Genomic DNA, 13,849 nt, shown 5'->3' on the forward strand with positions numbered 1-13,849 from the left:
TCCAGATATGCAAGGCTAAGCGGCCCGGAAGTCTGCAATGTGGACAAAAAACCTAGCCGGCGGCGGTGAGGAACTCCTTGAGCAGCGGCCCGGATGTGGTGGCTCCGAGCCCGCCGTCCTCAACGAAGACTGCGACGGCAAGGTCGCCGTGGACCGCCACGATCCACGCATGGGTCTTGGGCGGATTCTCGTTGCCGAACTCGGCGGTGCCGGTCTTGGCGCCGACGGGCTCCCCGGGAACGGACGCCAGGAATCCGGCGTGCCCGGAGGTGACGACGGCGCGCATCATGTCGTTGAGGGAGGCAGCTTCTTCCGCGGTGATGGGTTCGTCCGATGCGGCAGCAGGGGCCTCAGCGGTGGCAGTTGCCGACGGCTGGGCGGCGGGAGCGGTGGAGCCGCTGGTGGTTCCGGCCGCGGCAGCGCCGCCGTCGGGGTTGAGGACCAGTTGGGGCGCAACGGGCGCACCCTTCGCCACCGAGCCCGCCATCATGGCTGCCGCCAGCGGCGACAGCAGCACCTTGCCCTGGCCGATCATGGACGCCGCGTGCTCTGTTCCCGTGGCCTCACCCGGAACCGAGCCCAGGAAGGCCTCGGCCCCCAGGGACGGGGCCTCCACAGCCAGACCCATGGCCATGGCCGCGGACTCGAGCTGGCCCTGCGATACCTCGTCCCGTGCATCGATGAACGCCGTGTTGCAGGAATGCGCGAAAGCGTCGCGGAGGGTCACCGAGCCGAGGGAGCCTTCCGGGTAGCCCTCCGAGTTCTTGAAGGTGCGCCCGTCCACCGTGAGCGTTGGTGTGCATTCGACCTTGGAGTCCGGTGTGAGGCCGTTGCGGAACATCGCCAGGGAATCGACCATCTTGAAAATCGACCCCGGGGCGTACTGTCCCAGCATCGCCGTGTTGTAGCCGTTGCTGCCAGGGCCTGAAGCGACAGCCAGGACCGCGCCTGTGGACGGGCGCAGGGCAACAATGGCCGACGCCGGACCGACCTTCTCAAGCGTGGTTTCGGCAAGTGTCTGCAGGGCTGGGTCCAGAGTGGTTTTCAGGGGTGTGCCCGGCGTGGGTGCCACCTCGAACAGCACCCGCCGGGGATCGGTGGCGGACGACTGGATCTGTTCCCTGGTCAGGTCAGCCCGTTGGGCACGGACAACGACCGCGTCCGTCCCCCGGAGTTGCTCGTCGTACTGCTGCTGCAGGCCGCCGATGCCCGTTACGTCTCCTGCGGTCAGGGCGCCGTCGGATGCTTCAATCTGCTCGGCTGTCGCCTGCCCCACTGATCCGAGTACGGCGCGGGCGAAGGTTCGGGTGGGCGCCAGCGGCATGGTGGCCGGGATGGCCCGTGCGCCCGGAATGGCCGTGATCTGCTCGTCCGTGATTGTGCGGCCCTCTTCCCGCAGCGTGATGGCTGCGACGAAGGCCTGGGCACCGGCAGCCTTGACCTGTTCCACGTATCCTGCCGGATCCACGCCCACAAGCGCAGCGAGCCTGGTTGCGGCGTCGGCCGGGTCGGCGCCGCCGAGTTGGGGCTTGTCGATGCCTACGTTGACCACAGGCCGGTACGTGACCAGGGGGACGTCCCCGGCTCCAAGGATGTCAGCCCGCTGTGGCGACTGGGACCCTTTAGTCAGGATTTCCGAGTCCGCGAGGCCGGGGGCCAGGCTCGCCGGGTTCCACACCGCCAGCCATCTGTCGCCGTCTTTTTTGAAGGTTGCCGGGACTGTGTACTTCCATTCAGCATCGCCGAACTGCCAGGTGTAATTCAGGGGTGCGGACGCCGTGTCCCCGTCAAGCGTGAGATCGCCCGCTTCGACGGTGGGCTTTTGGGGATCGAGGGCGGCGAAAACGGTCTTCAGCTGGTCGTTGGCGGCGGCGGCATCCTTGCCGTCGAACGCGACGGACGCAACGTCCAGCGCGGATACGGCACCCGCCAGTTGTGTTGCCGCGGCCTCAGCGCCGCTCCGGCCGTCGTCGCATGCCACCAGTGCCGTTCCAAGAAGGAGCCCGGCCATGGTGATTGAAAGTTTTGTGTTTTTCCCCATCGCGCCATTATGCCCCGCTTTTGCCGCCCCTTTTGGCCACTCTTCAAGCGGCGGGAGGCCCTTGGGCGGTGCCTTCAGTCCGCGGAGGAAGACAGTCCGAGCGCCGGAACCGGCAGGTTGAATATGTCCTTCAGGGCATATCTTGCTGCGTGCAGGCCCGGCATGCCCGTGACACCGGGTCCGGGGGGAGTGGAGGACGAACACATGTATACGCCAGGCAGAGGCGTCCGCCACGGCACCGTCGAAACCACCGGCCGCTGCAGCAGGCCCCTCAGGTCCAGCCTTCCAACACTGAAGTCCCCGCCGATGTAGTTCCGGTTGTATTCGGCGAGCCCGGCGGCCGTGACCACGTGCGACTCCACAATAAGGTCACGGAAGCCCGGTGCGAACCGTTCCAGCTGGGCGGTGATGGCCTCGGTCATGTCCCTGTCGGAACCGGCGGGAACGTGGCAGTAGGTCCATACCGTGTGGCGGCCTGCGGGCGCACGGCTTGGGTCGAACCGTGAGGGCTGTGCCACCAGGACATAAGGCTTGTCCGGGTGCCGCCCCGCATTCACCTCATTTTCGGACCGGGCTAGCTCCGCCCGACTGCCGCCCAGGTGGACCGTGCCGGCGTCGGCCAATTGGGGAGCGGCCCAGGGAACGGGACCGGACAGGATGAAATCCACCTTGCAGGAGCCATTCCCGTAACGGAAAGCTTCCAGGGCGGAGCGGTACCGGGCAGGCAGGGACTCTCCGGCCATCCTGGCCAGTCCCCGTGGAGACACGTTGAGCAGCGTGGCGCGGGCCGGAGGAAGCTCCTCGAGCCGGTCCACCGGGGCGTCCGTGTGGATGAGGCCGCCGTGGGCCCGGATGTCGTCCGCGATTGCCTTGGAAATGGCGATGGAACCACCCATCGGAATAGGCCAGCCCTCCGCATGCCCCAGGGCGGCAAGCATCAACCCGGCACCGGACGCGGCGAGGGAAGGCTGGTGGGCTATGGGGTGTGAGGTAGCACCGCTGAGCAGTGCCGGGGCGTATTCCTCCCGGAACCTTACGTTCCATGCTGGTGTTCCCTGTTCCAGTGTCCGCAGAGCGAAAATCCCGGCGGCAACGGGATTGCGGGGAATGCGGAATAACTGGTTCTGGGTGAAGTCCATCAATCCGTCGACATTGCCGACCAGCGGCGCCAGCAGTTTCCGGTACGCGGCCCCGTCCCTGCCGAGTTCAAAGGCGGTGCGGTCCAGGGAGCGGTACGCGACGGCGGCCCGGCCCCCGTCCAGCGGCGAGCCGTATGAGATGTCCGGGCTGACAAGTTTCACCCGCCGCGCGAGCTCGAAGGCGCGGAAGAAGGGCGAGGCCAGGGCCATCGGGTGGACCGCGGAGCAGACGTCGTGGAAATGTCCGGGTTGCATCAGTTCCATGGTCCGCGTCCCGCCGCCAATAGAAGGGGAGGCCTCAAACACTTCCACGGAAAGCCCGGCCCGGGCCATCACAGCTGCTGCGGCCAGCCCGTTGGGGCCGGCACCGACTACCGCTACATCAGGCATGGGAGGTGTCCTTCCAGGGAAGAAGTGCATCTGCGCGACGGCGCAGGTCCAGCCGGAACCAGTCCGGGGCTCCGGAGAACGGACCGCCGTGTGGATCGTCAAGGTGGTGGCGCCGGATGGGATCGTAATTCGGGTCAATGATGTCCCATGCCACCCTGGCCATCAGGTATGTCACGGCGAACATGTGCGCGGCGACCGCCAGCACGTAGTAGGGCATGTCCAGGTTGTGCTGGGAAGAGCCTGCGCTGGTCACCTGACCAAGGTACATCCACACCGCCGCCCAGTGCAGGCCTTCCACACCCTGCCACACCAGGAAGTCCCGCCACCGCGGCCGGGCCAGGGCGAGGAGCGGGACCAGCCACACCACATACTGCGGGGAGTAGGCCTTGTTGGTCAGGATGAGGGCGGCGACCAGGAGGAAGGCCAGCTGCGCAAGGCGCGGACGGCGGGGGGCAGCCAGGGCAAGGATGACGACGGCGGCGCACAGCAGCGCGAAAGCAGCGGCGGAGAGCAGGTCCACGGCACCCTCGTCCAGCCCGGGCCAGCGCAACCGGGCCGCGACCAGGTTGTAGGCGAACCAGGGGGAACCATAACCGGCATGGCGGTCAGCCGTGTACTGGAAGTAGTAGGCCCAGCCGTCGAAGTTGGCCGCCGCGAAGGGCATATTGACCGCCAGCCAGGCGGCTGCCGCAGCGCCGATGGTGACCAGCGCCGGCCGGAGCCGTCCCGTCCGTACTGCCAGCAGGAGGACCGCGGCCAGGACCAGCAGGGGATAGAGATTGGTGGCGGTGGCCAGGCCCAAAAGGATGCCGGCAGGCACCAGCCGCTGCCGGGCGAAGTAGTACATTCCCACCGCCACCAGGCACACCGTAAAAAGGTCCCAGTTGACTGTCCCGGCCAGGATGATGCCCGGAGCCAGCGCCACCATTGCCGCATCCCACGGCCGGCGGAACGATGTCCTGGCCGTGGCAACCACCGCGATCACGGTTGCCACCGCCAGGAACACCGCGTTGATGTCGAAGTACGCCAGGACCCGCCCTTGGGAGGCTCCGCTGCCCGGGACCAGCCACGCTGCGAGTCCCGCCGCAAGCGCTACCAGGACCGGGTACTCGAACCGGCCCCCCAGGACGGGAATGACGCCATCGGCCAGCCCGCGGTTACGGAAGAGGTCGGGAAAATCCGAGTAGCAGGTGGCGTAGAACTGGGTGGGCGACTCCCAGCCGTTCGCGCGGCAATAACCCTTGACCAGGACCCCGGCCAGTGCCGCAAGGACGGTCAGGAGGACAAGGACCCGTTCAACGGTGAATATCCCGGGGGAGACGATGCCCGGGTCCGAACGCCGGCCCAGCGGACCGCCCACCAGTTCCGTGAAATTCCGCAGCAGCATGTCACTGCGGCTCGGAACCACCAGGCGGGCCCGTCCTCGGCGCCCCGGGGGCTGGCTCTCCTCCATGCAGTCGAGCTTACCGGGCGCCTGGACGGATAAGGCCCTGCGCGGCCTGTCCGCAGTACAACCCCGCAGTACAACGCTCAGCGCAGGCCACTCATCTGCTGGTGCATCAGGACGAAGACGTCCTCGCGGTGCTGTTCCAGCAGGTCCCTGTTGAACAGCCTCCTGCCTGTCCGGCGTGTCGGGAACAGGACTTTCCGTATTTTTCGGATCATGGTTTTCACCTCCCAGGTGCGGTTCATGCGTTGATTCGGACCGGAAAAGGGCACAACAAATCAACCGGCGGGAATGCACAGAAGAGCCCCTGAATTGGGCGCAGAGAATGCGCAGATAACGACAATAATCAGGGGACAGCTAATGCGCGCACTTATAGCAGTGTGCGGCAGAAGGAATTGATATTGCGGAATGCGCAATAAACAGCGCGAGGCAGTCTTCCGTCAGCAGCACACCGGCCAGGGAACGCAGGGCTGTATCGGCCCAGGCATAAGGCCGGCAGTCAGACCCGCTTGCCTGCGGGCGGCCGTGGACGGCGGAGCGGCTGGCTAGTGCGCCGCGACGCGCCAGGACAGGAACGCATTATTATGCGCCGGGGCCGGGAACGCGGTGATGGTGGTCTTCCGTCCGCCAGTCAAAGTCATCATTTTCCCAACCTCCTTTTCTCCTGTTCGCTGCCGAAAACCTTGCAGCGGGGCGCTGACCCCGGCAGGTTGCCGAAGGGGTCAGGAATAAAAGTACACCAGGATTCTCCGGCTGGCCAGCTATTTCAGGAAATATCGAAAAGAAATTGGATAACGGGAATCCTAGAGGCCCCACCGGACAATTGCCGGCGTTTTCTTGTCCCAGCCCAGGGTGCAGACTTTCGCCGTCCCCAGAATGAAATGCCTGCCTTCGGTGGCCGGCAATTCGAGCCAGCGGGCCGTCAGGATCCGGGAAAAGTGCCCGTGCGCCACAATCAGGACATTGTCCATGCCTGATTCCAGGACCCTTCCGATAATCTTGTCAGCCCTGGCGGCTACTTCATCGAGCGTCTCTCCGTTGGGCACACCGTGCGTCCAGATGAGGTAGTCGGGGTTGTCCTTGCGGATCAGGTCCGAGCTGATGCCCTCATAGTCTCCGTAGTTCCATTCGACCGCCAGCGGCTCGTGCTGGGCGTCCGGGAAGCCCGCGAGCTCGGCAGTCCGGCGCGCACGCCGCAAGGGAGAGGTGAGCACCAAATCGAAGTCGACGGCGTCGAGCACCTTGCGGGCTTCGACTGCCTGCTGCTCGCCTTCCACAGTCAGCGGAAGGTCGGTGAGTCCGGTGTACTGGCCGCTCTTGGACCATTCGGTCTCGCCGTGGCGCAGGATCCAGAGCTGCGGACGGGCGGCAAGGGCAGGGTTGGTCACTTGGACTCCTCGGAAAGGGAAGGTTCGACGGCGGCGGGCGCCTCTGCGCCCTCTGCTGCGGCAGATGCGGATTCGGGTTGTTCTGCCCACCAGCGAAGCAGCTTGCTCTCCGCCTCTTCGACGGGGAGCGGGCCGTGCTCCATCCGTTCGTTGAGCAGGAACTTGTAGGCCCTGCCCACCACCGGCCCGGGCTTGAGGCTGAGCAGTTCCATGATTCGTGCACCGTCCAGATCCGGCCGGACGGCGTCCAGGGATTCCTGCTCCTTCAGGGCAACGATGCGCGCTTCAAGGTCGTCATAGGCGAAGGCCAGCCGCTCGGCCTTGCGCTGGTTCCGGGTGGTGACATCGGACCGGGTGAGCCGGTGGAGCCGTTCCAGCAGCGGTCCCGCGTCGGTGACGTACCGGCGGACGGCGGAATCGGTCCAGCCGGCGTCGCCGTAGCCGTAAAACCGCATGTGCAGCTCCACCAGGCGCGCAACTGCCTTGGTGGTGTCGTTGTCGAACCGCAGGGCCTTCATCCGTTTGCTGGTGAGTTTGGCACCCACCATGTCATGGTGCCTGAAGCTCACCGCGCCGCCCGGTTCGAAGCGGCGCGTAGCCGGCTTGCCGACGTCGTGCATCAAAGCCGCGAAGCGCAGGACAAAGTCGGGCCCGGGCACCGGCCCGTCGGCGTCCGTTTCCAGCTCTGCTGCCTGTTCGAGCACCTGGAGCGAGTGCTGGTAGACATCCTTGTGCCGGTGGTGTTCATCGGACTCAAGGCGCAGGGCGGAGACCTCGGGGAGCACAAACTCGGCCAGGCCCGTGTCCACCAGCAGGTCCACGCCCACACGAGGATGGGCACCGCAGACCAGCTTGACCAGTTCGTCACGCACGCGCTCGGCGGAGATTATGGTGATCCGTTCGGCCATGCGCGTCATTGCCCCGCGGACGTCCCCGTGCACGGAAACGCCCAGCTGGGCGGCAAACCGGGCGGCGCGCATCATCCGCAGCGGGTCGTCTGAAAAGGATGCCTCGGGCGAGCCCGGCGTGGCCAGGACGGAGGCGTGCAGGTCGCGGACGCCACCGAAGGGATCCACCAGCTCCATGGACGGAAGCTTCAGGGCCATCGCGTTGATGGTGAAATCGCGGCGCAGCAGGTCATCGGTCAGGGAGGTACCGAATGCCACCACAGGTTTCCGGGATTCCGGGTCGTAAGCCTCTGCCCGGTACGTAGTGATCTCAATCTGGAATCCGTCCTTGCGCATCCCGATCGTTCCGAACGCGCGGCCGATCTCCCAGAAGTTGTCCGCCCACTTCTTGATCAGGGCAACCGTCTGGTCAGGCGTGGCATCCGTGGTGAAGTCCAGGTCGGGGGAGTTGCGGCCCAGGAACAGGTCACGCACAGGCCCGCCCACCAGCGACAGCTCGTGGCCGGCGTCCACGAAGCGCTGGCCCAGTTCCAGGACCACCGGGTCCACCTGGAAATCGACGGTGTGGGAATCGGTCTTGTGATGTGCGTGCGCCATAGTTACTTAAGCTTGGCAGAAACCGGCGGCCCGGCAGGCCAAAAAGGTGTCAAGATCCGGTGGAATCGGTCCGGCGCCGGGAAAGTGCGTCATATGCCGTCCATGTTCTTGTCATGTTCCAGTCATCACCAGCGGGCAACAGTCGTTAGAGTGGACTCCATGGCCCATCCAGTACCGAGCGCTCCAGGCAGGAGGACAAACGCACCATTGCCGTCGGCGATCGGTGCGCATGTTGCCCCTGCCCAGCATTCGGCGCCGGCTTCACTGCCCACGGTGGAGGAAGTTTCGGCCGGCGGCGTGGTGGTGGATACGTCCGACGCCGAATTAAGGGTCGCGATTATCGCCCGCCTTAACCGCGGCGGGCGCCTGGAATGGTGCCTCCCGAAGGGCCATCCAGAGGGCAAGGAAAACAACGAGGAAGCAGCCGTCCGGGAGATCGCCGAAGAAACCGGCATCGAGGGAAGCATCCTCGCCCCGCTGGGCAGCATCGACTACTGGTTCACCGTCAGCGGCCACCGTGTGCACAAGACGGTCCATCACTACCTGCTGCGGGCCACCGGCGGTGAGCTCACCATCGAGAACGATCCCGACCAGGAGGCCGTGGACGTGGCATGGGTGCCCATCCAGGAGCTGGCGCGCAAACTGTCCTTTCCGAATGAACGGCGCATCGCCGACCTCGCCCGCGAAGTCCTGCCCGGACACCTGTAGCACCGCGCCCGGCGGCGCGTTCCGGTGCACATGCCGTGGCGGCGTTGCGGCGATAGCCCGCTCCGGGTGAGACGATGAACTCGATGTCAGCTACCAACTTTCCCTCCGACAATGGCGGCCGCCCCGGTGATGCGGCCCCTGACGGCGTGCCGCAGGAAACCGGCAGTCCCGCACCGGCTCCAGGCACTGCGGACGCCGTGCCGGCCGCCGCCGGCGCCAGCGAAACGCGTTCCAGCGCCATCATGGCCGCCGGAACCCTGGTGTCCCGGTTCCTGGGGTTCGGCAAGACCTGGATGCTGGGCACTGCCCTCGGCCTGGGCTCCACGGTCAATGACACGTTCATCAACGCGAACAACCTGCCCAACCTGATCTTCCTCCTGGTGGCCGGCGGCGTCTTCAACGCGGTGCTGGTGCCGCAGATCATCAAGGCGAGCAAGGCACCGGACAGGGGAGCGGATTACATCAGCCGGCTGCTGACGCTGGCTGTCCTGCTCCTGCTGGGCCTCACCGCGCTCGTCACCCTGGCGGCGCCATTGGTCATCGACATCACCACGCAGGGGTACAGTCCGGAGCAGAAGGCGCTGGCCGTGACGTTCGCGTTCTGGTGCCTTCCGCAGATCTTCTTCTACGGCCTATACGCCCTCCTAACCCAGGTCCTCAACGCCAACGGCGCGTTCGGTCCGGCCATGTGGGCGCCGATACTCAACAACCTGGTGGCCATCGCCGGCCTCGGAATGTTCATCTGGATCTTCGGAACGAACGAGTTCAGCCCGCATACCCTGGACAACTGGGGCAGTTCGCAGACACTGTTCGTCGCCGGGTTCTCCACCATCGGCGTCGTGGCCCAAACCGCCATCCTGATGATCCCGGTCATCAGGCTCAGGCTGGGTCTCCGGCCCCGGTTCGGGTGGCGCGGCGTGGGACTGGGCCAGGCAGCCAGGCTCAGCGTGTGGACACTGCTGACTGCCGCCGTCGGGCAGCTCGCATTCCTGTACGTCATGCGCATCGCCACCATTCCCGGTGCCGAACGCCTCCGCCTCGAGCAGGCGGGGGACTCAACGGCGGACATGCTCCCAGGCAACGCGGTGCTGGAGGTGGCCAGCCAGCTGTACCTGCTGCCGCACTCCATCATCGCGCTGTCCCTTGCCACGGTGCTGTTCAACCGGATGACCAGGGCATCGCAGGACGGGAACCGGGCGGAGCTGCGGGACGCACTGTCGCACGGGCTGCGGACCATGGCAGTGGCTACCGTGTTTGGCGCCCTGGCCCTGTTTGCCCTCGCCGGCCCGCTAGGCATGTTCTTCTCCGGCGGTGAGCGCAACGACGGCGTGATGCTGGCCCAGACGCTCACCATCCTGGCGCTGAGCACTCCATTCATGAGCGCCAACTTCATGATGTCCCGCGTCTTCTACGCCAATGAGGACGCGCGCACGCCCTTCTACATCCAGCTGCTGCTGGCCGTGGTGTATGTGGCCGGCGCGTTTGCCATCCAGTTCCTGCCGGTCAACCAGATCATCTACGCCATTGCGGTCCTTTACATGGTGGGCAACATCCTTTCGGTGGTTATCAGCGCCTGGTTCCTGCGGCGCCTGCTCGGCCACCTGGACGGGCCGCGGATCGCCAACTCCTACATCCGGATGGGCTACGCGGCGCTTGGTTCAGCCGTCGCCGGCGCGGGTGCGCTCTGGCTGATGGGCAGCTACAGCCCTGACGGATTCGCCTGGCGCGACCGCCTCACCGCCCTGGTGACGGTCGTGGTGGTGGGCCCGGTCATGCTCGCGGTCTACTTCCTCCTGCTCAAACTTTTCCGGGTGGCGGAACTCCAGGACCTGCTCCGTCCCCTGCTGGGCCGCCTGGGCCGCGGCGGCCCTGCCGCACCAGCAGCGGCAGGCGGGACCCCGCCGTCGTCCTCGCCGGAAGGGACGCCCTCCGTTGAAGGCGCCTCCGCGGAGGCGGGCATGCGCCGCCCCGAGCGTGCCACCACCTCAGTGGATACCGGGCTGATCCCACGGATCTCCGGCGAGTTCGACGCCGTTTCCTTCCGCGCCGGCCCCGAACCGGAGCGCGCGGCCGGACACGTCCGCCGTCACGATGATTCCCCGCCCCGCGGCGGGGGAAGCCAGGGAGCGGCCGACGGCGGCTACTTGCCTGCGGAGGACCAGCCCAGCACGGCACGGGGCGGCCTACTCCGTGAGGAGATTCCGCTGCCGGGGCGGAGGACCTTCCAGGGCAAGGCCGGTGAGAACCCCTACTTCAAGCGCCGGCGGCCCCGCAAAAAGTGATTCTTCCGCTGTTTCCGCGGCCGCTCGTCCGCGGCGCGCGGGGTGCGATCAGCTAGGATCGAGAAGGTACAGGGGGAGTTGTATCCAGGGGCTGGCCGCGGGGTGGGCCCTTGAACGGGGGTTGCTTCACCAATACCGGCAACCCCGGGAAGTCTAGGAGGAACGCGTGTCCAACCCGATCGATGTGGGCTCAGTTCTGGGCGGCCGTTACAAGGTCACAGCCACGGTACTGTCCTCGCACGACCACGATCTGGTGCTGGATGGTGTGGACCAGGTCCTTAACCGGCCGGTCAGCATCCTGGTTGCCGGACCCGAGAACACCGAGCAGGTGGCCCAGAGTGCCCGCGAGGTGGCCACCGGTGAACGGCCCGGCACGGTCCAGGTGCTCGACCTCGGAGTCAGCGACGCCGCTACCTACCTCATTACCAACCACACGTCCGCGGCCGACCTGCTGGACCTTGTGGTCGCCTCCAACCCGCCCTACGTGGAGCCGTTCTTCACCGACACACTGGGCAGTGAGATCTTTGGCCAGCCACGTTCCCATGAACCGGAACCCTACGACGAGGAAGACCACGTCGAGGCCGGTTATATCAATTACGGGGACACGCACCGCAGCCAGGTGGATCCCTACCGGAACGCGCCCGTTGTACCGCCCAAGCCGCCTGCCCGGCCTGCAGCGTCACCCGCAGCGCGCGGGAACGGGGCCTCCGCTGTTGGCGGCACTGCGGCTGCCGGAACAGGAGCTGCCGCAGGGGGTGCCGCGTCCGGTGCGGCGGCGGCTGCCGGTGCCGCCGCCGGTGCCGGTGCCGCCGGAAAAGCGTCCACCTCGGATTCTGATCCGAACGCCACCGCTGTCCATCCCGTCCAAGGCACCTCCGCTGACCCGGCTTCCCCAGGTTCTACCCCCGGTAAGCCGAAGGTTTCCCTTTGGTCCGATGACGATTACGCCCAGGCAGACCAGCACGGCACCTACGGCCAGGACGACGAGCCGGCGGAAGAACCTCAGCCGGTGAACAAGAAATCAGCGATGTTTGCGCGGGCTGCAGCGCCAGCCGCTGCGGGGGTCTCATTTGCGGACCAGGACGACGACCGTGACCGTGATGCGGTTGAGCGTGAGCCGCGGTCAATGCGATGGCTGGTGGGCGGTCTCCTCGCGGTTGTGCTGATCGCCGGCCTGATCTTCGCTGTGACGAACCTTGGCAGCCTATTTACGCGGCCGCAGGCCAGCGATCCCGTACCGGCGACCACCAGCGCGCCACAGAATACCGCTGCCCCGAGCCAGGCGGCCAGCTCCGCACCCGCCGCTGTACCGCCGGCGATCGAGAGTGTTTCGCGTGAGGGAGACTTCGATTTCGCAGCAACCTTCGACCGTGACCTGGTAAAGGCGTTCGACGGAAACGCTGCCAGCTACTGGTCCGACATGGAATTCGCTACGGAAAACTGGGGCGGCCTCGCACCCCAAGGCGTCCAGCTCGTAGTTAAGCTCAAAGAGAGCGCGACCGTCTCTTCGGTCACCCTCTCCCAGCTCGGTGGTTCCGGCGGAAACATCACCGTCTACACCAATGACCGGCCGTCCATGGACGGAGCGAAGTCGGTGGGAACCAACAGCTTCACCTCCACGGACCTGAACATGCCCTTGGCCGAACCTGTTGAGGCGGAGTACGTCATCGTGTCGATCAACAGTCTGCCGCGTCTCGCTGCACCGAAAACCCGCTACGGGTTCGGTATCCGTTTGGCGGAAATTAAGATCCAGTAGCCGACCACAAAGTGCACCCTGCGGCCCTTCCCTTAATGGGGGAGGGCCGCAGTTGTTTCGATTGAGGGCAGGATGCCTTGGGACGGTAATCTGGACAGAACGTCTGGCGGGGATGGCTGATGCCATGCCCGGGTGGTTGCGCACGTCCAGCCGGAATATTCAGCATGCAGTAACAGTTGTGCCATGTGGCCGGCCTCCACGGGGAGGCGCGTCAAGTAAGGAAGAGGTTCACCGTCCAGTGACCATCGCAGAAAACACCGCGTCAGAAGTGCGTGATGTCATCATTGTCGGCTCTGGTCCGGCGGGTTACACGGCTGCCGTCTATACGGCCCGGGCCAACCTTAAGCCGTTGCTGATTGCCGGATCCGTGACCGCGGGCGGTGAACTGATGAACACCACCGATGTCGAGAACTACCCGGGCTTCCCGGACGGCATCATGGGTCCCGACCTCATGGAGAACTTCGAGAAGCAGGCTGCCCGCTTCGGCACGGAGATCCAGTTCGAGGACGTTACGGCACTGGACCTCACAGGATCGGTTAAGAAGGTCACGATCGCGACGGGGGAGACCTTCCAGGCTAAGGCTGTCATCCTGTCCACCGGCTCCGCGTACCGCGAACTGGGACTGCCGAACGAGAAGCGGCTGTCAGGGCACGGTGTCAGCTGGTGTGCAACCTGCGACGGTTTCTTCTTCAAGGACCAGGACATCGCCGTGATCGGCGGCGGTGACTCGGCAATGGAAGAGGCACTGTTCCTCACCAAGTTCGCGAAGTCCGTGACGGTCGTGCACCGGCGCGACTCACTCAAGGCTTCCAAGATCATGGCAGACCGCGCTCTGGGCCACGAGAAGATCAAGTTCATCTGGAACAGCACCGTTGAGGACGTCGTTGGCGATGACAAGGTCACCGGCCTCAAGATCAGGAACGTTGTTGATGGAAAGGTGTCCGATTTGGCGGTCACCGGGGTATTCGTGGCCATCGGCAACGATCCCCGCACCGACTTGGTCAAGGACGTCCTGGACCTCACCCCGGAGGGGACCATCGCCGTGGAGGGCAGGAGCTCTAAGACCAGCATCCCCGGTGTCTTTGCTGCCGGCGATGTCATTGACCCCACGTACCGACAGGCCATCACGGCATCCGGCTCTGGCTGCGTCGCCGCGCTTGACGTGGAACATTACCTGGCTGACCTTTCCTAGT

The 13,849-nt window shown here is 65.6% G+C and carries 10 protein-coding genes; 4 read left to right on the forward strand and 6 right to left on the reverse strand.

The features are described from left to right. Positions 1-52: 52 nt before the first annotated feature. The 6 genes from ACYQ1Z_RS07220 to ACYQ1Z_RS07245 all read right to left on the reverse strand — a co-directional run bounded on the left by ACYQ1Z_RS07220 (position 53) and on the right by ACYQ1Z_RS07245 (position 7,910). Positions 53-2,041 (reverse strand): penicillin-binding transpeptidase domain-containing protein, encoded by a 1,989-nt coding sequence (locus ACYQ1Z_RS07220; protein WP_459791811.1) that lies wholly within the window; start codon positions 2,039-2,041, stop codon positions 53-55. Positions 2,042-2,115: 74 nt separating this feature from the next. Next, a complete protein-coding gene (locus ACYQ1Z_RS07225; protein WP_459791812.1) occupies positions 2,116-3,570 on the reverse strand; it encodes a phytoene desaturase family protein in 1,455 nt (484 codons plus the stop codon). Then, positions 3,563-5,023: a glycosyltransferase family 87 protein gene (locus tag ACYQ1Z_RS07230; RefSeq protein ID WP_459791813.1), complete on the reverse strand. Its 1,461-nt coding sequence runs from the start codon at positions 5,021-5,023 to the stop codon at positions 3,563-3,565. The genes ACYQ1Z_RS07225 and ACYQ1Z_RS07230 overlap by 8 nt, the downstream gene beginning before the upstream one ends. Positions 5,024-5,100: 77 nt before the next feature. Then, on the reverse strand, positions 5,101-5,262 hold the full coding sequence (locus ACYQ1Z_RS07235; RefSeq protein WP_459791814.1) for a hypothetical protein: 162 nt from the start codon (positions 5,260-5,262) through the stop codon (positions 5,101-5,103). Positions 5,263-5,820: 558 nt separating this feature from the next. Then, positions 5,821-6,405: a histidine phosphatase family protein gene (locus tag ACYQ1Z_RS07240; RefSeq protein WP_459791815.1), complete on the reverse strand. Its 585-nt coding sequence runs from the start codon at positions 6,403-6,405 to the stop codon at positions 5,821-5,823. Beyond that, positions 6,402-7,910, reverse strand: a complete 1,509-nt coding sequence (locus ACYQ1Z_RS07245; protein WP_459791816.1) for a CCA tRNA nucleotidyltransferase — start codon at positions 7,908-7,910, stop codon at positions 6,402-6,404. Before ACYQ1Z_RS07245 ends, ACYQ1Z_RS07240 begins: the two co-directional genes overlap by 4 nt. Positions 7,911-8,069: 159 nt before the next feature. On the opposite strand from ACYQ1Z_RS07245, the gene ACYQ1Z_RS07250 reads away from it, so the two are divergent. The 4 genes from ACYQ1Z_RS07250 (at position 8,070) to trxB (ending at position 13,848) form a co-directional block, all read left to right on the forward strand. Beyond that, positions 8,070-8,618 (forward strand): NUDIX hydrolase, encoded by a 549-nt coding sequence (locus ACYQ1Z_RS07250; protein ID WP_459791817.1) that lies wholly within the window; start codon positions 8,070-8,072, stop codon positions 8,616-8,618. Positions 8,619-8,701: 83 nt separating this feature from the next. Beyond that, a complete protein-coding gene (gene murJ, locus ACYQ1Z_RS07255) occupies positions 8,702-10,900 on the forward strand; it encodes a murein biosynthesis integral membrane protein MurJ (protein ID WP_459791818.1) in 2,199 nt (732 codons plus the stop codon). A 166-nt stretch (positions 10,901-11,066) separates the two neighbouring features. Then, entirely contained in the window at positions 11,067-12,656 is a 1,590-nt protein-coding gene (locus ACYQ1Z_RS07260) for an ABC transporter substrate-binding protein (RefSeq protein ID WP_459791819.1), read from the forward strand. A gap of 238 nt (positions 12,657-12,894) precedes the next feature. After that, entirely contained in the window at positions 12,895-13,848 is a 954-nt protein-coding gene (gene trxB, locus ACYQ1Z_RS07265; RefSeq protein WP_459791820.1) for a thioredoxin-disulfide reductase, read from the forward strand. Position 13,849: the final 1 nt, after the last annotated feature.

This window comes from Arthrobacter sp. AD-310 (assembly GCF_054656615.1).

Bases quoted from the DNA above. Each gene is read 5' to 3' on its own strand.
- ACYQ1Z_RS07225 (WP_459791812.1), bottom strand. From the start codon at position 3,570: ATGCCTGATGTAGCGGTAGTCGGTGCCGGCCCCAACGGGCTGGCCGCA.
- murJ (WP_459791818.1), top strand. From the start codon at position 8,702: ATGTCAGCTACCAACTTTCCCTCCGACAATGGCGGCCGCCCCGGTGAT.
- ACYQ1Z_RS07230 (WP_459791813.1), bottom strand. From the start codon at position 5,023: ATGGAGGAGAGCCAGCCCCCGGGGCGCCGAGGACGGGCCCGCCTGGTG.
- ACYQ1Z_RS07250 (WP_459791817.1), top strand. From the start codon at position 8,070: ATGGCCCATCCAGTACCGAGCGCTCCAGGCAGGAGGACAAACGCACCA.
- ACYQ1Z_RS07245 (WP_459791816.1), bottom strand. From the start codon at position 7,910: ATGGCGCACGCACATCACAAGACCGATTCCCACACCGTCGATTTCCAG.
- ACYQ1Z_RS07235 (WP_459791814.1), bottom strand. From the start codon at position 5,262: ATGAACCGCACCTGGGAGGTGAAAACCATGATCCGAAAAATACGGAAA.
- ACYQ1Z_RS07220 (WP_459791811.1), bottom strand. From the start codon at position 2,041: ATGGGGAAAAACACAAAACTTTCAATCACCATGGCCGGGCTCCTTCTT.